Annotated in this window: 14 protein-coding genes; 8 read left to right on the top strand and 6 right to left on the bottom strand. The window is 45.9% G+C overall.

Annotated elements, in window-relative coordinates; translation table 11 throughout:
- Positions 1-5: 5 nt before the first annotated feature.
- On the bottom strand, positions 6-623 hold the full coding sequence (locus CIK98_RS02220; protein ID WP_094382652.1) for a fumarylacetoacetate hydrolase family protein: 618 nt from the start codon (positions 621-623) through the stop codon (positions 6-8).
- Positions 624-1,063: 440 nt separating this feature from the next.
- On the opposite strand from CIK98_RS02220, the gene CIK98_RS02215 reads away from it, so the two are divergent.
- Positions 1,064-1,864 carry a ThiF family adenylyltransferase gene (locus CIK98_RS02215; RefSeq protein ID WP_094382651.1) on the top strand — a complete coding sequence of 267 codons (801 nt, stop codon included), beginning with the start codon at positions 1,064-1,066 and terminating at the stop codon, positions 1,862-1,864.
- A 330-nt stretch (positions 1,865-2,194) separates the two neighbouring features.
- Here the strand turns inward: CIK98_RS02215 and CIK98_RS02210 are convergent, their stop codons facing one another.
- On the bottom strand, positions 2,195-3,172 hold the full coding sequence (locus CIK98_RS02210) for a metallophosphoesterase (RefSeq protein ID WP_094382650.1): 978 nt from the start codon (positions 3,170-3,172) through the stop codon (positions 2,195-2,197).
- 190 nt (positions 3,173-3,362) lie between these two features.
- On the opposite strand from CIK98_RS02210, the gene CIK98_RS02205 reads away from it, so the two are divergent.
- The 3 genes from CIK98_RS02205 to CIK98_RS02195 all read left to right on the top strand — a co-directional run bounded on the left by CIK98_RS02205 (position 3,363) and on the right by CIK98_RS02195 (position 6,795).
- On the top strand, positions 3,363-4,328 hold the full coding sequence (locus CIK98_RS02205) for a glycoside hydrolase family 5 protein (RefSeq protein WP_094382649.1): 966 nt from the start codon (positions 3,363-3,365) through the stop codon (positions 4,326-4,328).
- Between the two features lie 149 nt (positions 4,329-4,477).
- Positions 4,478-6,301 carry an arginine--tRNA ligase gene (gene argS / locus CIK98_RS02200; RefSeq protein WP_094382648.1) on the top strand — a complete coding sequence of 608 codons (1,824 nt, stop codon included), beginning with the start codon at positions 4,478-4,480 and terminating at the stop codon, positions 6,299-6,301.
- 32 nt (positions 6,302-6,333) lie between these two features.
- Entirely contained in the window at positions 6,334-6,795 is a 462-nt protein-coding gene (locus CIK98_RS02195) for an RNase H family protein (RefSeq protein ID WP_094382647.1), read from the top strand.
- A gap of 109 nt (positions 6,796-6,904) precedes the next feature.
- Here the strand turns inward: CIK98_RS02195 and CIK98_RS02190 are convergent, their stop codons facing one another.
- On the bottom strand, positions 6,905-11,134 hold the full coding sequence (locus CIK98_RS02190; RefSeq protein WP_094382646.1) for a histidine kinase dimerization/phospho-acceptor domain-containing protein: 4,230 nt from the start codon (positions 11,132-11,134) through the stop codon (positions 6,905-6,907).
- A 22-nt stretch (positions 11,135-11,156) separates the two neighbouring features.
- A complete protein-coding gene (ribD, locus tag CIK98_RS02185; protein ID WP_094382645.1) occupies positions 11,157-12,116 on the bottom strand; it encodes a bifunctional diaminohydroxyphosphoribosylaminopyrimidine deaminase/5-amino-6-(5-phosphoribosylamino)uracil reductase RibD in 960 nt (319 codons plus the stop codon).
- A gap of 144 nt (positions 12,117-12,260) precedes the next feature.
- On the opposite strand from ribD, the gene CIK98_RS02180 reads away from it, so the two are divergent.
- The 3 genes from CIK98_RS02180 (at position 12,261) to CIK98_RS02170 (ending at position 16,705) form a co-directional block, all read left to right on the top strand.
- Positions 12,261-13,535, top strand: coding sequence for a glycosyltransferase family 4 protein (locus CIK98_RS02180; protein ID WP_094382644.1), 1,275 nt, complete (start codon positions 12,261-12,263; stop codon positions 13,533-13,535).
- A 13-nt stretch (positions 13,536-13,548) separates the two neighbouring features.
- Complete coding sequence (locus tag CIK98_RS02175; RefSeq protein ID WP_094382643.1) at positions 13,549-14,352, top strand: glycosyltransferase family 2 protein; 804 nt, start codon at positions 13,549-13,551, stop codon at positions 14,350-14,352.
- Between the two features lie 391 nt (positions 14,353-14,743).
- A complete protein-coding gene (locus CIK98_RS02170) occupies positions 14,744-16,705 on the top strand; it encodes a glycoside hydrolase family 97 protein (protein WP_094382642.1) in 1,962 nt (653 codons plus the stop codon).
- A 39-nt stretch (positions 16,706-16,744) separates the two neighbouring features.
- On the opposite strand, the gene CIK98_RS02165 is transcribed toward CIK98_RS02170, so the two are convergent.
- Positions 16,745-17,782: a family 43 glycosylhydrolase gene (locus CIK98_RS02165; RefSeq protein ID WP_094382641.1), complete on the bottom strand. Its 1,038-nt coding sequence runs from the start codon at positions 17,780-17,782 to the stop codon at positions 16,745-16,747.
- A 19-nt stretch (positions 17,783-17,801) separates the two neighbouring features.
- A complete protein-coding gene (locus CIK98_RS02160) occupies positions 17,802-19,205 on the bottom strand; it encodes an MFS transporter (protein WP_094382640.1) in 1,404 nt (467 codons plus the stop codon).
- 525 nt (positions 19,206-19,730) lie between these two features.
- On the opposite strand from CIK98_RS02160, the gene CIK98_RS02155 reads away from it, so the two are divergent.
- Positions 19,731-23,573, top strand: coding sequence for a hybrid sensor histidine kinase/response regulator transcription factor (locus CIK98_RS02155; protein ID WP_172409780.1), 3,843 nt, complete (start codon positions 19,731-19,733; stop codon positions 23,571-23,573).
- Positions 23,574-23,591 lie beyond the last annotated feature (18 nt).

The following is a 23,591-nucleotide window of genomic DNA, read 5'->3' as shown; positions in this document are numbered from 1 at the left end:
GGAGGCTATTTACAGTTAAACTCCAGTACCTTTCGGTCTTCTATATATCCCTCAAGATGGTCGTCGATATGCACTGGGCCAATACCAGCGGGTGTGCCGGTATAGATGATATCGCCGGTTTTTAATGTGAAGAATCGGCTAATATAGCTTACTATTTCGTCAATCTTAAACACCATGTCGGAAGTGATTCCCTCCTGGACGGTTTTTCCGTTGATGTCGAGATGGAAACGTATAGCCTGAACGTTGAGGAACTGTTCCTTAGGTATCCATTCGCCGATGGCAGCCGAACCGTCGAAACCCTTAAAGAGGTCCCACGGCATACCCTTTGCCCTCATCTCCTTCTGTATGTCGCGGGCTGTGAAGTCAATGCCGACTGTCACGGCGTCATAATACCTGTGGGCAAATCTCTCAGGTATTCCCTTTCCGAGTCTGCAGATACGTATCACTATCTCAGTTTCGTAGTCCACTTGTTTCGACCAGTCAGGAATGAAGAAAGGTTTGTGGTCTTTAAGTAGTGCCGAGTCGGCCTTTGTGAATATCACGGGTGCCTCTGGTTTATAAGCCTCACCGTCGAGTTCGGCTGTATGTTGAAGGTAGTTCATACCTATTGCAAATATCTTCATTGTGTTTAGTTATAAAAGATTCGATTGCAAAAGTACAAAGAATAATCCATTCCTCCAAACTTTTCTTCGTAAATATTTAAAAGAGAGTTCACAATACTGTCATGCTTACTATTAAAAAACTCAAGTATCTGAAGTGATAAATCCCAATGTATAAGGGTTTTATTTAAACCAAAGAGATAAAGAGGAAAAGAGTTTTTTGTTGATAGAGTAGGTCGCAAGCGACAGAGGAAAAGAGGTTTTGCGCAGCCCTCTATAAGCTCTAAATGCCTTGGCATTCAACCTCTTTCATTAGTATAAATACTCTATATCTCTTAAACTCTGTGGTTTAAAATAACTTCCGAAAGTTGAGTTAAAAAACAACATTATTTACTCAACTTTTGAAATTATTCATACCTTTTTTGTACCTTTGCAGCCGATTTAATTTAGCAACAACAAGATAAATGGGAATAGAAAAGGGAATACTGGAACGCAGCCAACTGCTAATGGGCGACGACACAATGGACAAGCTTGCCTCGCTCCGCATAATCATCTTCGGCGTAGGAGGAGTTGGCTCGTGGTGTGCAGAGAGCCTTGTACGCTCTGGCGTAGGGCATGTAACCATCGTTGACAGCGACCGTGTGTGCATTACAAATATAAACCGTCAGGCTATGGCCACCACAAAGACCGTGGGTCAAGTGAAGGTGGAGGCTCTCAAGACCAGGCTTCTTGAGATAAATCCTTCTGCCGACATAGATGCAAGGCAACAGATATTTTGCGAAGAAACTGCCGCGGATTTTGACCTCGACAGCTATGATTATATCGTTGACGCCATCGACTCGCTCAAAGACAAGATGCTCCTGATAGAACTAGCCTGCCGCAGCAAGGCGCATTTCTTCTCGTCAATGGGAGCTGCATTGAAGATGGACCCCACGAAGGTGCAAGTGGCTGAGTTCTGGAAGGTTAAGGGATGTCCTCTTGCCCGCGCCCTGCGTCAGCGCTTCAACAAGCTGAAGCGTAAGCCTGCCCGCAAGTTCAAGTGTGTCTTTAGCGAAGAACTGCTTCAGAACCGCGGCCAAAACGCCACCTTTGACACTACGCAGTGTATGTGTCCCAAGGCTAAGAATGGTCCCGGCGATGCAAAGCTTCTCGACCATGAATGGTGTTCGAGCAAGGCACAGACAAATGGTTCTATGATGCACATCACTGCCATCTTCGGCCTCACCATCGCCGGACTTATTCTTAATGAAGTGTACGTAGTGTAACTATTTATGTTGACTACTTATCGTCTTATTCATAAAACAGGTTGACAAGTTAATTTATTATTTATTTAAGTTTCTCATGTGATAATTCTCTATGTATAAGGGTATTATTTAAACCAAAGAGATAAAGAGAAAAAGAGATTTATGGTTTTATAGAGTAGGTCGCAAGCGACAGAGGACACAGAGTTTCCATGCGGCAAACATGATGCGCAGCTCTCTATAAGCTCTAAATGCCTTGGCATTCAACCTCTTTCATTAGTATAAATACTCTTTATCTCTTAAACTCTGTGGTTTAAAATAACTTCCGAAAGTTGAGCAAATGCGAAAGTTGAGTTATTTACATACTTGATGTATAGCCACACCCTTGTTGTCTATCATATAGAGCGAGAGGTGTTGTTTTGTGGCACTGACCACGGAGAAGCCTGTGGACGGTGAACAGAATACAGTGCCGTCAATAGACTTCACTTTTCGCGAGAGTGAGCCAGCAGAATTGACCACATAGTCGATGGAATCGCCATTTTTCTTTATGTGCTGGAAGTTGTGGATGTGGCCGCAGACATACATTGACACATTCTTGTATTTATGTAGAATTGGCAGAAGTTTTTGTTGCATGTCTGTTTGTTCTTGAATACTTTTACTTGTCTCAGCATATATGGGGTGGTGTCCGACCACTATCACCCAATCTTCCTTAGCCGACTTCAGTGTTGCGTCGAGCCATTGCAGTTGGGCGTCAACATCTTGTTTTCCAGCATCGGGATAGCGTGAGGAACTCCTGTAGCTATCGATGAGCGGAGTGGTGTCGATGAAGACCACGCGAAGAGTTGTGCCAGCATCATCATCAGCGAACACTTTCGAATAGTATCTATCAGGCATCTGCCAGCGTCGGCTCACCTTTGAGTAGTCGATCACTGCCTGTGTGTTGCCACGATACTCATGGTTACCGAGCACGGGATACCAGCTGATCATCAGTTCTGGATGAGAGTAGATAAGTTCGTAATTAGTCATCCACAGAGGATCGTTGACCGAGGCCACGCCGTCAAAGTGGTGTACGTCTCCCGTAGCCACTATAGCTTCCGGTCCTATTTCATCTGCCATTTCACCCATCAGTTCCGCAATAGGCTTTTGGTCATAATAACCATTGCGTCCGAGGTCGTTGGCGATAAAGACACTTACATCACCCTTCAGCGATTTCCATTCGGCTGGAGTTTGTGCGTTACATGTAGCGGCAAAGAGTAGCGAGAGTGCAATAGTGGCGAGCACAGCCCAGAAGTTTCGCTCTGCACGTCTGATTTCAATATTTACTGTATTCATATCAATTTATGTTTTATAATATTATTTCGGGTGCAAAGGTACTGGAGTGAAATTACACCCACGCTGCAATAAAATTAAAAAGCAATGTCATATTTGTTACAAAATTATTTCTTAAAACACTTTGTGGTTTAACGTAATATTTGTATATTTGCAGCCGAATTGCATATTTACCTCAAACAAAAATATATAGATGAAAAGAACAATTATCGCTATTGTAATGGCAATGATGACGATAGCATCGTTTGCCAAGAAAGAACCTACTCCCGTACAGCAGTGGGGACAACTGAAAGTAGTGGGCACGCAACTGTGCGACCAGAACGGGAATGCAGTAACCCTACGTGGTGCAAGTCTCGGTTGGCACAACCTATGGCCAAGATTCTACAACGCCAAGGCAGTAAAATGGCTTGCTAAGGACTGGAACGCGAAAGTGATACGTGCGGCAATGGGTATAATGATAGAAGACAACTATCTCGAGAATCCCAGTTTTGCACTCGACTGCATCGAACCCGTGGTAAAAGCGGCGATTAAGGAAGGGGTGTATGTCATCATCGACTGGCACTCACACGAACTAAAGACCAAGGAGGCTGTGAAATTCTTCGGAAAGATGGCGAAGAAATACGGTGCCAATGCAAACGTGATATACGAGATTTACAACGAGCCTGTGGAGGATTCGTGGGAAAGTCTGAAAGAATATTCAAAAGCGGTGATTGACGAGATACGCAAATACGACCCCGACAATATCATTCTCGTGGGATGTCCACACTGGGACCAAGACATTCACATCGTGGCAGAGAGTCCTCTTGAGGGCTATAATAATATAATGTATACGGTTCACTTCTATGCCGGAACCCACAAGCAGTACCTGCGCGACCGTGTGGATGCTGCAATGCAGAAAGGCATTCCGGTGTTCATCTCAGAATGTGCCTCTATGGACGCTTCGGGCGACGGAAAGCTCGACAAGAGCTCATGGAACGAGTGGGTTGAGTTTATGGAGGCAAAGAAGATTAGCTGGGTATGCTGGTCGGTGAGCGACAAAAACGAAACCTGCTCCATGCTTCTGCCAAGAGCAAAGGCAACTGGCAACTGGACCAAAGACCTTATAAAGCCTTGGGGAAAAATTGTGAGAGAAACTCTGAGGGAGAAGAATGAAGAATGATGAATGAAGAATGAAGAATGATGAATGATGAATGATGAATGATTAGGGATGACTGCAAAGAAAATGGGATGTTTTCTTTGCAGTCTCAGTAAAAAGCAGTACCTTTGCCAACGATTTCGAAATTTAACGATTTACTATAGTAAAAAGAGATGAAGATAGAAAGCATTATTAGCGTTGCTGTCATCGACGCCGTCAAGACCCTTTACGGTCAGGAAATAAGCGAAAAGATGGTACAGCTACAGAAAACGAAGCGTGAATTTGAGGGAAACCTGACACTTGTCGTGTTCCCATTTCTGAAGATTTCAAAGAAAAAGCCAGAAGATACTGCACAGGAGATAGGACTGTATCTTAAAGATAACTGCAAGGCCATTTCTGAATTCAACGTGGTGAAAGGGTTCCTAAACCTTGTAATTGCCCAGGAAGCTTGGATTGAACTGCTCGCCTCTATAAACAGAGAAGAGAAATTTGGCGAGAAAGCCATTACCGAACAGTCGCCATTGGTGATGATAGAATACTCATCGCCTAACACCAACAAGCCTCTCCATCTCGGCCACGTGCGCAACAACCTGCTCGGATGGTCGTTGGCACAGATTATGGAGGCTAACGGCAACAAAGTGGTGAAGACTAACATAGTAAACGACCGTGGCATACACATCTGCAAGTCTATGCTCGCATGGCTTAAATACGGCAACGGAGAGACTCCTGAGACAAGCGGAAAGAAGGGTGACCACCTCATAGGCGACTACTATGTGGCATTCGACAAGCACTACCGCGAGGAGGTGAAAGAGCTGAAGGCACTATATATGGCAGAAGGTATTGGCGAGGAAGAGGCTGAGAAGAAAGCAAAGGAGGAGTCGCCACTGATAAAGGAAGCACACGAGATGCTCGTGAAATGGGAACAGAACGACCCTGAGGTTCGAGCCCTGTGGAAAAAGATGAACGACTGGGTGTATGCCGGTTTCGACGAGACATACAAGGCGCTGGGCGTAGGCTTCGACAAGATATACTACGAGTCGGAGACATATCTTAAAGGTAAGGCAAAGGTGGAGGAAGGACTTGCCAAAGGACTCTTCGAACGCCATGACGACAACTCGGTATGGGCAGACCTTACCAACGAGGGACTTGACCAAAAGCTACTCCTGCGCTCCGACGGCACATCGGTATACATGACACAGGACATCGGTACTGCGGAGATGCGTTTCAAGGACTTCCCCATCGACAAGATGATATATGTTGTGGGCAACGAACAGAACTATCATTTCCAGGTTCTTTCAATACTTCTCGACCGTCTCGGCTTTAAATGGGGAAAGGAACTCGTACACTTCTCCTACGGCATGGTAGAGCTGCCTAACGGAAAGATGAAGAGCCGTGAAGGTACTGTTGTGGATGCAGACGACCTCGTTGAGACAATGATTGCCGACGCAAAGAAGACAAGCGAGGAGCTTGGCAAATTCAGCGACATGACTGACGAAGAGCGCTCGGAGATAGCACGCATAGTAGGTATGGGTGCATTGAAATACTTCATACTGAAGGTAGACGCACGCAAGAACATGCTGTTCAATCCGGAAGAGTCGATAGACTTCAATGGCAACACCGGTCCGTTCATTCAATATACCTACGCCCGTATTCGCTCCATCTTGCGCAAGGCTGCAGAGCAGAATGAACAGATGGAACTCAGCGACATTACAACAAGCGAGAGCCTGCTGTCACAAAAGGAGATAGACCTTATCCAGAAGATGAACGAGTTTGGAGCTGCTGTGGAACAGGCCGGCAAAGACTACAGTCCCAGCGGCATAGCCAACTACTGTTACGAACTGACGAAGGAGTTCAACCAGTTCTACCACGACTACTCTATTCTCAAGGAAGAAGACCCGCAGAAGAAAGCTATACGTCTTGTTCTTGCCAAGAATGTAGCAAAGATTATCAAGAACGGTATGGCCCTGCTGGGTATTGAAGTTCCAGAAAGAATGTGATAAATTGAAAGCTTCAATTTTCAATCTTCAATATGATAAATCCTCCTGATTATAGACACGACACGGTGCTTCCGCTGAATATGGAAGTGACAGCGGATGCATGGGCTGTAGACGCTGCGTGTTCGGGCAACCCCGGCCCGATGGAATACCAGTGCATCGACTTGGCAACAGGTGCACAGGTATTCCATTTTGGCCCAGTTCATGGTACAAACAATATTGGAGAGTTTCTTGCCATCGTACATGCCTTAGCCCTTCTCGACAAGATGGGCAACAGTACAAAAACGATATATTCCGACAGTTACAATGCCATATTATGGGTCAACAAGTGTAATTGTAAGACCAAGCTTGAACGCAATCCACAGACAGAATATCTCTACCAGGTTATTGCACGTGCAGAGCGATGGCTACAAACACACAGATACAAGAATCCCATAGTAAAATGGGAGACTAAGAAATGGGGAGAAGTACCGGCGGATTTCGGAAGGAAGAGTTAATTTTTAAATGAAGAGTGAAGAATGTTTTTGAAATGAAGAATGAAGAATGAAGAATGAAGAATAAGATAAACGCAGATATCATGCGCAGCCATTCTTCATTCTTCATTCTTCACTCTTCATTTTTTTTAATTTTCAGTTTCAGCAAAAATCTTGCTCCATCGGTATAATCAGGGTCAACCATTACTATGCCGCCAAGTTTCTCGGCAATGATACTGCAAATATTCAGACCGAGGCCGGTGCCTTGATGGAAGCTGTCGAGCTTTGAGAAACGCTCAAATATTTCTTTTTGCTTTTCTATGGGAACACCCTGACCCGTGTCGGTGACAGAGAATTCTATCCACGTATTGTTTTCTATAGGTCTCACACTAAGTGTGATACTTCCTTGCTTGGTATATTTTATTGCATTTGTCAGATAGTTGATAAGCACTTGTTCAACACGTTGGCCATCGGTGTTGAATGAGTACGAGTTGTCGAAGACAGTCTTAAAACGAAGATCCACATCCGGATTCTTCCTATGCTTGACTGTTTCTAAAGCCATACGGCAGAGATCGTTGACCGCGTGCGACTGAATATTCATCACATAACGTCCGCTTTCCAGTTCTGAAAGGGAGATGATATCGCCCACGAGAGTGGTGAGAAGATCCGAATTGTGGCGTATGGTCTTTGAAAACTCCTTTTTCTCATTCTCGTCGAGTTCAAATCCAGGCGTAAGCATAAGTTGCGAGAAGCCCACGATGGCGTTGAGTGGAGTACGTATCTCATGACTCATATTCTGTATGAACATCGTTTTCAACCTGTCAGACTCTTCCGCATGCTTCTTTGCCTTTTCTATTTCCCTGTTCTTTTCTTCCAGGTATTTTGCTTGCAACTTGTTATATCTTCTATATAGCAGCAGGCACAAGAGGAAAAAGAACAGGAACGACAATACGACAACCACCATAGCGGTCAACCTCGCCTCTTCCACCTTTTCCTTTTTAAACGACAGTCTGTTTCGTTGCATTTCCACACTATCAAGGCTTGCCTGAGCCGACAATTTCGACATTGCGAGTTTGTTGTTAGCCACGAGCAGTTGTCGTTTGTATTGTTCAGATTTGTTAAGTTCGGCCTGTGTCTTCTTCCTTTCAATCTCGAGATTGGCAGCAAAGAGTTTCAGCCGCATGTTTTCTGTTAAAAGATTGTTATTGCCGATAATCTCGTTCATCTCCTTTCTGTCACTCTCGTATATGTCAGCCAACTGGCGGTGTTTCACCCTCATTTCCTTCTCATAGCTTGCCAATGCGTCAGCCCACTTCTGTTCGTTAGAAAACACTACAGTAAGGAAGTGGTAGTATTCCCTTTCCGACAACTGTTTCTTTGCCAATGCAAACACATGGTTGTCTTTTCTGTCAAGTGCCATTTCCTGGAGAGCCAGCAATATTTCCTTGTCAGGATACCTGAACCCATGCTTTTCCTTTTGTTTTCGAGTTATTTCCACCATTTTCCTGAAACGCGCGATATCGTTTGTCTCGAAGGCATAGAAAGCCTCTTCGACATTGGCAAGATACCTATATCGTTCGATGCGGGCAAGTGTCCTTACTTTCTCCACATATTTGATGGTGGCATCATAATTGGCATCGAGACGCATCATCTCTGCCATTCTGATAAGCGTCATGGTAGGATCGTGCTTGATATTGAACTGGTCATACAGTTCAAGGGCGGTGACATAGCACTGGTGAGCTTTTTTGTAGTTCTTCCTCACACGATAAATGTCTCCGAGCGAGCGATAGGAGGTATATATGCCATAGATGTCATGATTCTGTTCCGTTATCTCACGTTGTTGCAGACATCGTTTCAAGGCCGTTAGCGTACGTTTGTTGTTAAGATGGATAGCTATCTCATTGCTAAATGCCATATAATAATATAAGGTGTCGTGGACTTCGAGTGCCAGATCCTGTAGTTTTGCGATGACAGCAAATGCCTGACTATCATTACTGTTCATCACATGATGTTGCAGTTCAACGCTAAGAGCCACACACTGCAAGTGTTTATTACCTGTTCTTACGCCCTTGTCGTATAGTTTTCTTGAGAGGTAAAGTCCCTCCTTTAGCTCACGTTTATTCTGTGCCTCCAAATATTGTTGATAAGTGGCACTGTCGAGAATGTCCTTTGCAAACTGGCCCATGGCAGATTGTGGCATAAAGAGCGACGAGGCAAGAATGAAAAGCGACACCAACATTCGTAAGGGATGAGTCACCAAGATCTGTGCCAATCCCTTTGCCGACTCTTCAAACCTGACAGAGCCTCCGAGTCGCTCCGCAGCCGCCCTGCTCACTGGCAACGACATTTTGCATCCCTCCATTTCCTCTTCGAAGAAATAAGTACCGGAAAACATCTGTTCCGTACATTTCATGTCGTCTTCGATAGCATAGCTGATGACCAACGATGTCGTATGTCCGTCGTTAGGAATCAATTCAATACTTATATCCTTCGCCCTGGTATGGTATGTGGCAAAGATAATAGCCCTTGAGACAGCAATGACAGCAAGATGCTTGTCGGTTACAACCGTTTTTTCGTCAGACTCGTCGAGATAATCAAAGATTCTGATGCCAGGCTTACAATCCTTCTTTGCCGTCTCGATAGCCTCAGCAATGATTTCGTTGATTTTGTACTCCTTTTTGTCAACAATCTGCCGTTCACTTTCGACAAACGAGAGTTGGAGGATATCGTTTACAAGAGCAGTGAGGGCAGAAGAGTTTAGTTCAATTTTTTCCTTAAACACCTCTTTTTCCTCATCGGAGAGCTCGTCGCCGGCATTAAGCATAATGTCTGTGAAGCCTACAACAGAGTTCAGCGGCGTACGTATGTCGTAGCTAAGGTTTTTGACGAAAGCCGTCTTCATTCTCTCCAACTCTTCGGCATGGTCGAGTTGTTTCTGCAGTTCCCTTTGCTTTGCCTTAAGATTCTTAATGTTTCGTCTTGCCCTGAAGAAGAACATGACGGCATAACAAAAGACCAGTACAAGGAACACCGCGGCACCTGCAATAAGATTGTTTTTCAACTCAGTTTTTGTACGTATCAAAGCAAGTTCAGAAGCCTTTGCCGATTTCTCGGATGCCATTTTCACGCTGTCAGTTTTCATTTTCGCCATTACGAGCGAGTCGTTGACGAGTTGCATTTTTGCATTTTCAGTGAGTTTTGCCTCCAGGTCAGCATCTGTGTTTGCCTTCATAAGTCTCTGCTTTGCCATTTCATATTCAAGTCTTGCCTTGTCCTTCTCAAGCTGCGTGTGGGCAAATGAGGAATTGAATTCGGCAAGCATGTACGCCGGCGACTCTTTAAGATATATCTGGTCTGACATGTCTTCATATTTTCTGTTCATGAGCAACACCTTTTGATAATCGCCCCTTGAGGCAAAGAGTCGCTGTTGTATGGGAAAACTCATGTAAGAAGAATCTGTTGCGACAAGGCTGTCTGCCATTGCCGTATTTCCTTCCATGAGCAATTTCTCAACATTCAGTCTGAATATCCTTTCCGTTTTTTTCTCAGCTGCAATGACGTTCTCATATTCCTTATATATATTGAGGAATTTGTCTTTGTATACAGGATTATTATAGCTCAACAGGAAATAAGACTCAAGCAGGCAATATATGATATCGCCCAAATTCTCAGAATTTTTGACTATGGACAATGCCGTCTCTGCATATTTTTTTGCCTCCTGAGGTTTATCGTCGTGTAAGTAAATACGCGCCAAACGGGCATAAGTGGGAGCTGCATCCTGTTCCGGCACGTTCTTCTTCATATATTCGGCAGCCTCTTTCATATATTTTGCCGCAGCATCAAAATCTTTCTGAATCTGATATAGATTAGCCCGTGCCCTTATGGCCAAGGCTATACCATAAGGATAGTTGTCGAGATGTGCCTGATAGTCCATTTCCTCTATGGACTGCATTGCCAGCAAGAATTTGTTGGAGTTGATATAGTGGGTGGTAATGGATGACTTGGCGAAATAACAATACTGAAGATATCCGAACTCACGCGCCTCTTTGTCTAGGCGGATGCATGCCTTTAACTGATTGCGGGAATCGTTCAGGGCGCGATAGTGATTGGCAACAACGGTAAGCGCTAGACAAGCTGCCTTTTTGTCGCCCTGAGCCAGCGACTTTCTGTAGAGTGTGTCGGCAAGCGGGAGGCACTTGGGTGTTTTTATTGCTTTTGTGACACGTTTGTAATACTGATAGAGATTGTCTTTTATCTTGTATTGGTTGTGCTGCGCTTTCGTGTAAACGGGCAAAAGAAACAGGATGACAGAAACCATCGTCATCTTTTTCAACTGAATGTATATTATTTCTGAAATGCTCATTTACGATTTTCTATTTATATGATCAACACTTTGGTTTAGTATAAATGGACAGGTGATTTCCATCCACCACTTGTTGTGACAAGGGGATAATGCCGTGAGGAAGATGTGGAGCGGGAGTACCCTCACCAATAACCACTGGAGATGTTTCGACCCTTATCTCGTCCCACAAGCCTTCCTTGAGGAAAGAATCGAGAGTGGCCTTTCCGCCTTCAACCAGTAGCGACTGCACATTGCGGTTATATAGGCTATCCATGAGTTGTGGCAGCACAGGCCGGGAAAAATCGAGTTCAGGGAAGCACGGGTGACTGCTGTCGAGCACAAGGCGGAGTGGATTACGTCCTGCCCAATGTCTTACATCAAGTCTTGGCGACTCCCGCCTGTCAGTAGTCCGTCCCACGAGGATGGCATCATTCTCCGCACGCATCTTATGAACAAGCGTCCTGGTAAAAGCGGTGGAGATAGGAAAAGCATGGAAGTCCTTGTCGATGAATCCGTCAGAAGACTGAGCCCATTTTAGTATAATATATGGTCGACGCCACACATTGAAAGTAAAAAACCTGCGATTGAGCCAACGGCATTCCCTTTCGAGTACACCAACGGTGACATCTATCCCGGCTTCACGCAGCATAGCTATTCCCCTACCCTCAACCTTGGCAAAAGGGTCTACACATCCAACCACGCACCGTTTCACCCCCTTCCTCACGATAAGTTCTGCGCAGGGAGGCGTCTTGCCATAGTGTGCACATGGCTCGAGACTAACGTATATGGTGGCCTCATGCAACAATCTCTCGTCGTCAGCCTTAACCGAAGCAAATGCGTTGACCTCGGCATGAGCTTCACCACAGCGAATATGATAGCCCTCACCAATTATCCTATCAGCTACCACTATCACCGCTCCAACCATAGGATTCGGACGAGCATTTTGTTGTCCGCATTTGGCCAACTGAATACATCGCCACATGTATTTCTCGTCTGTTGTCATTCTTCAATTTGATCTTTTGGTTGCAAAATTAATAATTAATCATCAAAAATATAAATAAAAAGGCAAAAAGTTTCAATATTGTTTTGGATTTTAGCTTTTTTGTAGTACTTTTGCACAAAATGAAGGACTCTAAAGCCGTAAATAATGAGAGTACTATTAGTCAATACAAGTGAAAAGACAGGAGGAGCGGCTGTTGCCGCCAATCGCCTGATGGAAGCGTTAAACAACAATGGCGTGAAGGCAAAACTGCTTGTCAGAGACAAGATTACCGACAATATCACCGTAGTGGGTTTAAAACAAAGCATCTGGCGCCAGCTGCCTTTCCTATGGGAGCGATTCGTGGTGTTCCTCCACACACATCTGTCGAAGCACCACCTCTTTGATATCGACATAGCAAATGCCGGTATTGACATTACACGTATGCGTGAATTCCAAGAGGCTGACATCATACACCTTCATTGGATCAACCAAGGAATGCTCTCGTTAAAGAACATCAGAAAAATACTCGATTCCAACAAGGCTGTGGTATGGACTATGCACGATATATGGCCGGCTTCGTCCATCTGTCATTATTCGCGTGGCTGCAACTATTTCAAGTCGCACTGCCACCACTGCCAACTGCTACCGGGAGGGGGATTCGACAATGACCTGTCGTCGAAAGTGTGGGAAGCAAAAAAGCGTATACTCACCGACCGCAATATACAGTTTGTGGCATGCAGCCGATGGCTTGAGGGTGAAGCAAAACGAAGTGCACTGCTTGTAGGACAAAACGTTACCAATATTCCCAACCCAATAGACACACGCGTGTTTACCGTTAACGACAAACGGGAGTCGCGCATGACTGCCGGACTGCCACTCGACAAGCGTATCATACTCTTCGTATCGCAAAAGGTAACCGACAAACGTAAGGGTATTGAATACTTTATTGACGCAATGGACAAGCTCGTGGCAAAAAATCCTCAGATGAAAGACGATACTGCCATTGCCATTCTCGGCGGACATGCAGAAGACGTGGCAGAACAACTGCCACTGCCTACATTCCCGATAGGCTACATCAACGACGAACGGAAGATTGTCGCCGTATACAATTCCGCTGATGTCTTCGTTCTTCCATCACTTGAAGACAACCTTCCCAACACTATTATGGAGGCCATGGCTTGCGGAGTGCCTTGTGTAGCATTCAAAGTGGGAGGCATACCGGAAATGATTGACCATCGGCGCAATGGCTATGTAGCATCGGTGCGCGATGCTGCCGACCTTGCGGAAGGCATTGAATGGGTATTGGCTCCTATGCGCCACGAAGAGCTTTCGTCTGAGGCGGTAAAAAAGGTGAACCTACGATATTCACAACACTCTGTGGCAATGAAATATATAGAGGTATATAATCAAGCTATAGCATTCAAGAGATACAGTCTTTAGATCGTAATGTCACATGATAAAGTTTTCGATAGTTACAATTACATATAATGCCGGGGCGTGCCTTCAACGCACTCTCGACAGTGTCATCTCGCAACGTCATCCTCACATAGAGCACATTATCGTTGACGGTGCATCTAAAGACAATACACTCGAGATGGCATATTCATACGAGAGACAGTCGCTACAAAAGGATAACGGACATAAAGTAAGGATTGTGAGCGAACCTGACAGGGGCATCTACGACGCAATGAACAAGGGGTTGCGGATGGCTACCGGCGACTATATCTGCTTTCTCAATGCTGGCGACTTCTTCCCTGCACCAAACACGCTTGATATAATAATAGAAAAGGGCGGACTCGAAAGTACTGCGTCGCCCGTTTGGCCTGCAGTAATTTATGGGCGCACAGACATTGTAGACAACAACGGCCGTTTTCTTCATCCCCGTCGCCTTGTACCTCCGAAGAAGCTCTCATGGCGCTCGTTTCGCTACGGCATGCTCGTTTGCCACCAAGCCTTTTATGCCCGACTTGACATAGCACGCAGCATAGAATACGACACCCGCTACCGCTTCTCTGCCGACGTAGACTGGTGTATACGTGTGATGAAGGAAGCCGCAAGGCGAAACCTGCCGCTGACATACGCTGACGCTGTGGTGGCAAACTACACGGAGGAAGGTCAGTCAACCATCAACCACCGCGCCTCACTTCGAGAACGCTATCAAGTGATGGTGTGTCACTACGGAAAGATTACAACTGCACTGATGCACCTGTGGTTTGCCGCAAGGACAATTTTTAAAATTAAAAAATGTAACATTTAACACAAAACATCGCTAAAGATGAAAAAAAAGAGGCCTGTTGTCTCAACAGTCCCCTCTTTATAACCTTAAAAAAACTAACTCACTAAATATCCTACATACAAATATTTACCAAATAAAAAAGTACTAACTAACCTATTTATGTAACCAAAAACCAACAGTTTTTCTTTTTCTGGTGCAAAGGTAATACATTATTCAACAAGTCGCAATAGAATAAGGGGGAAAAATACACTTATTTATGTGCAATCGTTTGCACAAGCTTCCCTTCTTAGCTTTGGAAATGCCACTTTCCCTCACCTTACAACAAAAAAATGGAATAAAAAGCATAATATATTTGTACATATTCAAATAAATGATTAACTTTGCAACACTATACTAACAAAAACTTATAAAAATGAAAAAAACTATTCTCATGCTTTCGGCCGTTTGCTCCATGACGGCCGTGACAGCAAAGGACGTAAAGATGACCTCACCTAACGGAAAACTGCAGGTTATTGTAAGCGACAACAACGGAAATGCCACCTATACGGTGAGTCTCGAGGGGAAAACCATGATGGCGGCCTCTGCCCTCGGACTAAAGACTAACATCGGAGACTTCACACAGAAGATGACCATTGAAAAGGCAGAAACCAAAGCCATAGACAAACAATACACTATGACGCGTACAAAGGCTTCTGCATCGCACTACATTGCCAACCAGACCGTCATCAGCCTCATCAACGGCAACGGTTATCCAATGAGCATCACATTCAACGTGTCAGACAACGATGTGGCTTACCGGTATTCACTGCCGAGAGGTAAGGACAACAACCCAAAATGTGCAGTGATATATAGCGAGGCGTCGAGTTTTAACTTCCCCGAACAAACCACAACGTTCTTATGTCCACAAAGCAAGACTATGGTAGGCTGGGAACGCACAAAACCGTCATACGAAGAAGAATACAAAGCAGACGCCCCGATGACCGACCGCTCTGCCTTTGGAGAAGGATACACACTGCCTTGTTTATATAAAATAGGTGAAGACGGATGGGTGCTCGTAGGGGAAACCGGCGTAGGAAGCAACTATGCAGCATCACACCTCAGCGACTACACACCTGGTGAAGGATACACCATCGCATTCCCTAACGCCACCGAACTGAGCGGCATGGGAAGCCCATACGCGTCTATCTCACTGCCAGGAGACACCCCATGGCGCACCATCACCGTAGGCCAGACACTGAAACCCATAGTGGAGACCACCATCCCCTACGACCTCGTAGAACCGCTCTACCCCGCCTCTACCGTCTACAAGCCAGGACGTTACACCTGGAGCTGGCTGATGTGGCAGGACTCGTCGATAAACTATGACGACCAGGTGAAGTTCATTGACCTCGCTGCAGCCATGGGATTCGAATACACGCTGGTAGACAACTGGTGGGACACTCAGATAGGACGCGAGCGCATGGCAGAACTGTCGCGCTACGCTCAGTCAAAGGGAGTGAAACTTCTGTTATGGTACAACTCCAACGGCCACTGGAACGACGCGCCACAAGGGCCCAGAGACTGCATGAACACATCGTACGCACGCCAGCGTGAGATGAAATGGATGAAAGACAATGGAATAGCAGGAATAAAGGTGGACTTCTTCGGAAGCGACAAGCAAGAGATGATGAAACTCTATGAGGACATACTGGTAGACGCCAACAACTACGGCCTGCAGGTAGTATTCCATGGTTGCACCATACCACGAGGCTGGGAACGCATGTATCCTAATTACGTGGCGTCAGAAGCCTTACTCGCATCAGAAAACGTGCGTTTCAGCGAATATCACGCCAAGCAAGAAGGTTTCCAACTCACCATGCACCCATTCTCACGTAATGCTCTCGGAGCTGCTGACTGGGGAGGAGTGATGATGAACCGCCACATGAACCAGGACAACAAAAGCGGACATGCACGTTACACCTCCGACATTTTTGAACTCGCCTCAGCCATTGTGATACAGACCAGCGTAAACTGCGTTGCCATGTGCCCAAACAATCTCGACGAGATGCCTGAGTTTGAACTTGATTTCCTTCGTGCCCTGCCTACCACATGGGACGAGACACGCTATATTGACGGCTATCCCACCCGTTATGCCGTGATAGCCCGCCGCACTGGCAACGACTGGTATGTGGCAGGACTGAACGGCACTGACAAGCCCATGACGCTGACTCTCGACCTGCCGATGTTTACAGGCAAGACCGTAAGTCTCTATACCGATAATCCACGGAAGAAGGATGAGATAGTACCCTCATCAGTGCTTAAGACCTTAAAAGTAGGAAAGGACGGAAAGGCAAAAGTCACCATTCAGCCAATGGGAGGAATAATAATAAAATAATAAAAAAAAAGCTGCGCATCGTCGGTGCGCAGCTTTTTTTTAGTCTATTCCATCGATGGTCATTATCTTGCCATCGGCATCATACTCTATTTCACATACCTTCAGCGAACGGAGCCACGACTTGCCTCCAGAGGGCACAGAATCATGGTGGAAGAGATACCACTTGCCATTGTATTCGAGAATGGCGTGATGTGTGGTCCATCCTACTACAGGAGTAAGTATCACGCCCTGATAGGTGAACGGTCCGTAAGGATTGTCGCCCACTGCATAGCAAAGCAGGTGGGAGTCGCCTGTGGAATAAGAGAAATAATACTTCCCGTTGTATTTGTGCATCCACGACGCCTCGAAGAAGCGATGAGGGTCGTCGGCCTTCAGAGGATTGCCGTCGTTGTCAACCACGAGGATGGGGCGTGGAGCCTCAGCATAGCCAAGACCATCTTTTGTCAGCCTGACACAACGGCTTGGCAGAGCGTCTTCCTTGCCTTCAGGCAGGTGTGGAGTCTCAAGGTGGATATTGTCCTTATAGCGCTGGAGCTGTCCGCCCCAGAGTCCACCGAAGTACACATACACCTCTCCGTCGGCATCGTCGCGGAAGGCACACATGTCTATGCTATAACTGCCAGGCACAGGAGCTGGTTGTGGAATGAACGGGCCGGCAGGATTGTCTGCTATGGCTGTTCCCCAATGGAACACGTCGTTGCGGTCCTTCAGCGGGAAGTACATCACGTATTTCTTCACCTTCTTGCTATAGCCCATGCCAGCAGCCTGCTCTTCAGCATTTGTCGGCACCTCCTGGATGTACTCTTGCACATCGCAGTCCCAAAGCTGTCGTCCTGCCCATGGAATATCCTCCTGACGAAGCACACAACCATGATCGGTCACGGTTCCAGTCATTGGGTCGCCATTTATCGAAAGTACATGATAGTCCTTCATAATATACTGGTCGCCATTGTCGTTTTCTACATTCGACGCCTCCCAGTCGTGGCTTGGATAGATATAAATTTTTCCGTCGAAGACGTGAACTGACGGATCCGCCATATAATCGGCAGGAAAGAGATAACGTTTTTCTTTTTTCATAGTTTTGTGTAAATGAGGATTAAATATTCCTTGATTCTATTTCCTTGTTAATCTGGTCGATTTTCTCGTCGGTAAGTTCATACTTGGAGATGATGAAGATGGCGAGAAGGAGAAGGGCGGCGGGAAGTATGCACACCAACCATAGTATGCCCTCCTCGGCAAGAGGTGACTGTGTGACCACCTTCGGGTCGTATGCCACATAAGCGAGGATGGCTGGGGCTACTACACTGCCCAAGGTCATGCCTGCCTTGAAGAAGATGCCGGTCAGGGCGTTCACAATACCTGCAATACGCTTGCCGCTGACATATTCGCCATAGGATATCACCTCCGGCACGAGTGCCCACATGTAGCCTGTTGCCACTATCACGCCGGTAGACTTGATGAACTGTGCGATATATACGTATGTCATGCTGGGGTTATCCATCTTTGCCACAATATATAATATTGCCATACCGATGATGGCCACGGACAGGAAGATGTAGAACATGTTTTTCTTGCCCACAGCCTTCTTTATCATTGGCACCAAAGGCATGAAGATGAAAGAGGGGGCGGAGCCAAGGCCCATGAATATCGACAACTGCTCCGGAGTGCCGTGCATGTTGCTATTGATGAAATATGCACCTGCGGCATTGCCTATCGACATCATGGCAAAGGCTGTAATGAAGAAGAAGGCAATAACACGCAACGGACGATTGTGGAAAAACTCCATCCAAAGGTCGCTCACCTTCACGTTAGCGCTTTCCTCCGCACTCATCACCACTTTCTCCTTACACTGGGAGAAACAGAACAAAAGCAGCACAAGACCTACGAGGGCGTAGATGGTCATCGTAATGAACCATGCTCCCGGGTCTTTGGGAAGGCCTTCTGCCTTATCGTTGGTGAAATATGCTATAAGCAAAGGCAATCCTGAACCTACGGCAAGACCGCCGCAGTTTGCCATGAACATACGAACAGAGGTGAGGATGGTTATCTCGTCAGTGTCGCGTGTAAGCGAAGAGTTCAACGCTCCGTAGGGCACATTAATAAAGGTATATAGGAGTGTCATGGCTATATATGTCACATAGGCATATAAAAGCGAGGGAGCAAAGCCGTTCCAAAAGCAGAGAATGGCAAATCCGGACAATGGTATGCCTACAAACACAAGGTAGGCACGATATTTACCAAGACGTGGGTTGTTTTTGTCAATCAAGGCTCCCACCATAGGGTCCCAAATGACATTTGCCACATTACCCACGGTAAACATCACAGACACATCAACAGCGTCAAGTCCATAAATGTCGGTGTAAAAGAACAACAAGTACATACATGTTGTCTGGAAAATAAGGTTTTGGGCCAAATCGCCCGAGCCGAAGCCAATGCGTTGTAGCCACGACAATTTGTAGAATCCCTTGGATTCTCCTAAGTTGTTTTCAGTCATCTTCATATTTTAGTTATTTTGTTTCAAGTTTATATTTCGCTTTATTTATATTCAGAACAATGGACTTAGTTATGGAACACGAAATTTTGATGGGGCTGTTATTTTTCAGTTACCCCCGGCGCAACTTCTCCCGAAGTAGCGACGGGGGGCAAACCGAAACAAACTAACCTTAACTTAAAAAACGTGTTGCTATGAAACATTGTATCTTAGATTGAGTACCAATAGGCAATCTCAATGTCGTTTGGATTGAATTCCGATGCAAAGGTAATACTATTTTCCGATACTTTTATCAAAAAATGTTACCGTTATATTTCCATTTGTTTCATATTACTCAAAAAATATGTTTTTTAACACGATATGTAACAAAAACAAGGTTCTGATGATACACAAAATATAGGCAAAACAAAAAAACAACACTTTTTTCTTGGAATTTCGCAAACTTTGATGTATCTTTGCAAAACAATACAACCTAACTGAAGAACAAGACATCTAGATATGCGACTTCACCTTATAATTATATTCATGTTTTGCATGGCTACATGCAACAATACCAAAGCCGACGACGGAAGACTGTTCACTTCCGACGAACTTACAAGCAGCTCGGTCAACTGCGTGATACAAGACAAGCTCGGCTTCATCTGGGTCGGTACTGAAGACGGACTGAACAAGTTCGACGGCTACCACTTTGAACATTTCTATAGCAAGAGCAATGACTCCACCACCATTTCCGACAACACTATCACAACCATACACGTGGACCGTAAAGGACAACTGTGGGTGGGAACCGGCAGTGGACTGTCAAAATTTGACTATCACAACTCGAAATTCACAAGACACCAATTTCCTGGCTCTCTAACACCAAGGGTAACGGCCATTGCCGAAAACGAGGGCGGACTACTCATAGGTACAGCCGGCTATGGACTGTTCTGCATAAGAAACGGAAGCGACAAGGTGGTTTCGGTCACCGGTATGCCGAAAATGACGGAAGAAGACTATTTCAGCAGAATACACGTCGACCAACAGGGATGGATATGGAGAGGAAGCCATAAGGAGGGAATAACACGATACTTGTTAGACAAAGACTACAAAACAATAAAGAAGCAAAAATTCCACATGCCTTTCGGAGGCACCGTGTGCTTCCTTAGAAAAGACAAATACACTACACTTATCGTAGGCCTACACGGCATCATGAGCTTCGACATAAGAACAGGAAAGATGGAAAACCCGGGATATGACCTCTCGGCACTCAACGACAACGTGTCGATAAGAAACGCAAGGTTTGACAACTACGGAAACCTGTATATATGCACCGCCGGCAACGGGGTGATGAAGATTGCAAGGGGAACAAAACTGCTCACAAAGGCATTCAACGACAATATCTTGTCAACAGCAAACGCAAACGCCTTGGTTGTGGACAAATACGAGAACATCTGGACCACATGCTACAACAAGGGACTATACAAGATAAGCAACAAAAAGGCGCCATTCTCATTCTGGAGCCTTGCCACACAGGACATCAAGTCGGGAAGCGCAATGTCGTCGCTCACAATGGGAAGTGACGGAAACATCTGGTGTACAATACAAAACAACGGACTTTACGTGTTCAACAAACAAGGGGAACTCCTGAAACACCCTAATTCGCCCATGGGGACAAGCCTCGTGTATTGCGACAGACAAGGACGCTACTGGCTTTGCACCGAAAACTCTATCTACAGCTATAACCCTGCAACAGGATTGTCAACAAAACTTGCCAACCTCCACGGATGGGGCATCAACTGCATGGCGGACGACATGCAGGGCAACCTCTACGTGTCCATTTTCGGTAAAGGTCTTTGGGTGTATGACATGGCAACTGGCAAGTCGCGCACATACTCCATGAACGAACAGACCAACAGCGACAGATTCCTTTGGAACGACTGGATAATGGGCATGAAACTCGACAGCAGCGGAACACTGTGGATAGGCACGGCAAAGGGCGTATCCTGTTACGACACCAAGAAACAGGAATTCAAAAGGTTTAAGGACGGATGCCTGCTGCCAAACATATACTGCAACTCATTAGCGGAAGACCCGAAGGGTAACATCTACATCGGCACTAATGCAGGCCTGTACAAATACTCAAAACACACTGGCAACATCGAACTCGTTGAACCGTCGGCAGAACTAGAGGGAAGAACAATAAAAAGCATTGTGGCTGAAAACAACGACAAGATTTGGCTTGGAACATCTAACGGCATCTGGCTCTATGATGCGAAAAAAAACGATATGTACAGCTTTATTCATGGCTTCGGACTGAAAGCAAGGGAATACAGGGCTGGCATGGCATTGACGACACAGGAAGGAAACATCGTGTTCGGAGCCAATGAAGGACTGACCGTGTTCAGCCCTGCTGAACTGAACCACAGCAACATCAAGCTGGGGGAAGTCTTTCTGACAGGATTCTTTATCAACGGAAAGTCATGCGACTGCCTCCAGGACCGTTTCACCATCCCCTATGAAGAAAAACTCTTCACAATGCAATTCTCACTGCTCGACTACAGAAACACAGAAAACATTACATTCGAATACCGCCTCAACCACAACCACTCTTGGACAAAGGTGGAGGAAGGAAGCAACTCGATTGTGTTCAACAGAATGATACCTGGAAAATATCAACTCGAAGTGAGGGCTGTGTGCAACGGGGTTGTCTCGGGCAAAAACAAAACAATCACTCTCGTGGTGGAGAATCCATGGTATGCCACCAACACTGCATACCTTATATATATATTAATAGCCATAGCCATACTCGCCACTGCTTTCATGGTGTACCGTCGACACAAGCGCGAAGAACTTGAAGAGGCTAAGATGCAGTTCCTCATCAACGCCACACACGACATACGCTCGCCACTAACGCTAATAATCGAACCGCTTACACAACTGAAAAAAATTGTGGGCAACGGCGAGGGTCACGACTATATAGACACCATCAGCCACAACGCACAAAGGCTGTTGCTCCTAGTAAACCAAATACTTGACGAACGCAAGATAGACAAAAACCAAATGCATCTGCACTGCAGCGAGACAGACATTGCCGACTTTATCAACAGGTCGATGAAATCGTTCAAATTTCGTGCTGAACGCAGAAACATTAACCTTTCGCTCACATCCTCGCAGAAAGGTATTATGGTGTGGATAGACAGAATACATTTCGACAAGGTGATTGCCAACCTACTGTCAAACGCATTCAAATACACGCCCGATGAAGGAGAGATAACAATAAACGTGGAAAAGAACGACTGCTGCTGTATCATTTCCGTGACTGACACTGGCATAGGCCTGAAGGAAGAAAAGACAGAACGGCTGTTCGAGAGATTCTACCAAAGCAAGAACGCAAGAAACGTAAGCACTGTCGGAACGGGCATCGGGCTAAACCTCTGCCGGGCCTTGGTAAACCTTCACGGCGGCACCATCACCGCTGCCAACAGGACTGACGGAAGACAGGGTGCGGTATTCACTGTATCCCTTCCGCTCGGCAATGCCCACCTCAAGCCAGAGGAAATAGAAACAGCCGAGGACGCTGCCGACCTGAAGACTCCTCAGCACAGGCAGCCTTCACACAACATTAGGGTCATGGTAGTCGACGACGACGAGGAGATAGCTCATTACATAAAGAACGAACTCTCGGCCATCTACCGCTTCTCGCTATTCCAGAACGGCAAGGAGGCACTAAAGGCACTACTCAGCAACCCGTCGCACTACGACATCATCATTTCCGATGTTATGATGCCGGAAATGGACGGTATATCAATGTTGCGCGCCATAAAGACCAACCCGAACATAAGCGACACGCCTGTAATACTGCTCACATCGAAGGCGGAAGTGGCTGACAGGCTCGAAGGACTGAAACGGGGTGCCGACGCTTTCCTCGCCAAACCGTTCAGCCTCGAAGAGCTGCAGATAGTAATAGACAATCTCGTAAACAGCTACAGGCGTATAAAGGGAAAGTATACAAACGTGCAGGAACAGGCTGACAACGTGACAACGCCAAAAGTGGAAGGCAACGACGAGATGCTCATGAAACGTATAATGAAGTCTATGAATGAACATATCTCCGACCCTGACTACAATGTGGAAAAAATGAGCGAGGACGTGGGAGTGAGCCGTGCACAGCTTCATCGCAAAATGAAAGAGATGACCGGTATCTCTACAAGCGAGTTCATACGAAACATCAGGCTCGAACAGGCGGCAAAGCTCATCAAGGAAGGAAAAATAAACATCACGCAAATTGCTTATTCTGTGGGATTCAACAACCAGACACACTTCTCCACCGTGTTCAAGAAACACTACGGAATGACTCCAAGTGAATATGCGGGATCAGAAAAACAAATTGAATGAATTATTATAAAAAATTAC

This window comes from Prevotella sp. P2-180 (assembly GCF_002251435.1).
GTDB lineage: Bacteria > Bacteroidota > Bacteroidia > Bacteroidales > Bacteroidaceae > Prevotella.
This window is presented reverse-complemented; position numbering and strand designations above follow the sequence as displayed.

Excerpts from the sequence above, each read along its gene's own strand:
- CIK98_RS02220 (WP_094382652.1), bottom strand. The coding sequence starts at position 623 with ATGAAGATATTTGCAATAGGTATGAACTACCTTCAACATACAGCCGAA.
- CIK98_RS02215 (WP_094382651.1), top strand. The coding sequence starts at position 1,064 with ATGGGAATAGAAAAGGGAATACTGGAACGCAGCCAACTGCTAATGGGC.
- CIK98_RS02210 (WP_094382650.1), bottom strand. The coding sequence starts at position 3,172 with ATGAATACAGTAAATATTGAAATCAGACGTGCAGAGCGAAACTTCTGG.
- CIK98_RS02205 (WP_094382649.1), top strand. The coding sequence starts at position 3,363 with ATGAAAAGAACAATTATCGCTATTGTAATGGCAATGATGACGATAGCA.
- argS (WP_094382648.1), top strand. The coding sequence starts at position 4,478 with ATGAAGATAGAAAGCATTATTAGCGTTGCTGTCATCGACGCCGTCAAG.
- CIK98_RS02195 (WP_094382647.1), top strand. The coding sequence starts at position 6,334 with ATGATAAATCCTCCTGATTATAGACACGACACGGTGCTTCCGCTGAAT.
- CIK98_RS02190 (WP_094382646.1), bottom strand. The coding sequence starts at position 11,134 with ATGAGCATTTCAGAAATAATATACATTCAGTTGAAAAAGATGACGATG.
- ribD (WP_094382645.1), bottom strand. The coding sequence starts at position 12,116 with ATGACAACAGACGAGAAATACATGTGGCGATGTATTCAGTTGGCCAAA.
- CIK98_RS02180 (WP_094382644.1), top strand. The coding sequence starts at position 12,261 with ATGAGAGTACTATTAGTCAATACAAGTGAAAAGACAGGAGGAGCGGCT.
- CIK98_RS02175 (WP_094382643.1), top strand. The coding sequence starts at position 13,549 with ATGATAAAGTTTTCGATAGTTACAATTACATATAATGCCGGGGCGTGC.
- CIK98_RS02170 (WP_094382642.1), top strand. The coding sequence starts at position 14,744 with ATGAAAAAAACTATTCTCATGCTTTCGGCCGTTTGCTCCATGACGGCC.
- CIK98_RS02165 (WP_094382641.1), bottom strand. The coding sequence starts at position 17,782 with ATGAAAAAAGAAAAACGTTATCTCTTTCCTGCCGATTATATGGCGGAT.
- CIK98_RS02160 (WP_094382640.1), bottom strand. The coding sequence starts at position 19,205 with ATGAAGATGACTGAAAACAACTTAGGAGAATCCAAGGGATTCTACAAA.
- CIK98_RS02155 (WP_172409780.1), top strand. The coding sequence starts at position 19,731 with ATGGCTACATGCAACAATACCAAAGCCGACGACGGAAGACTGTTCACT.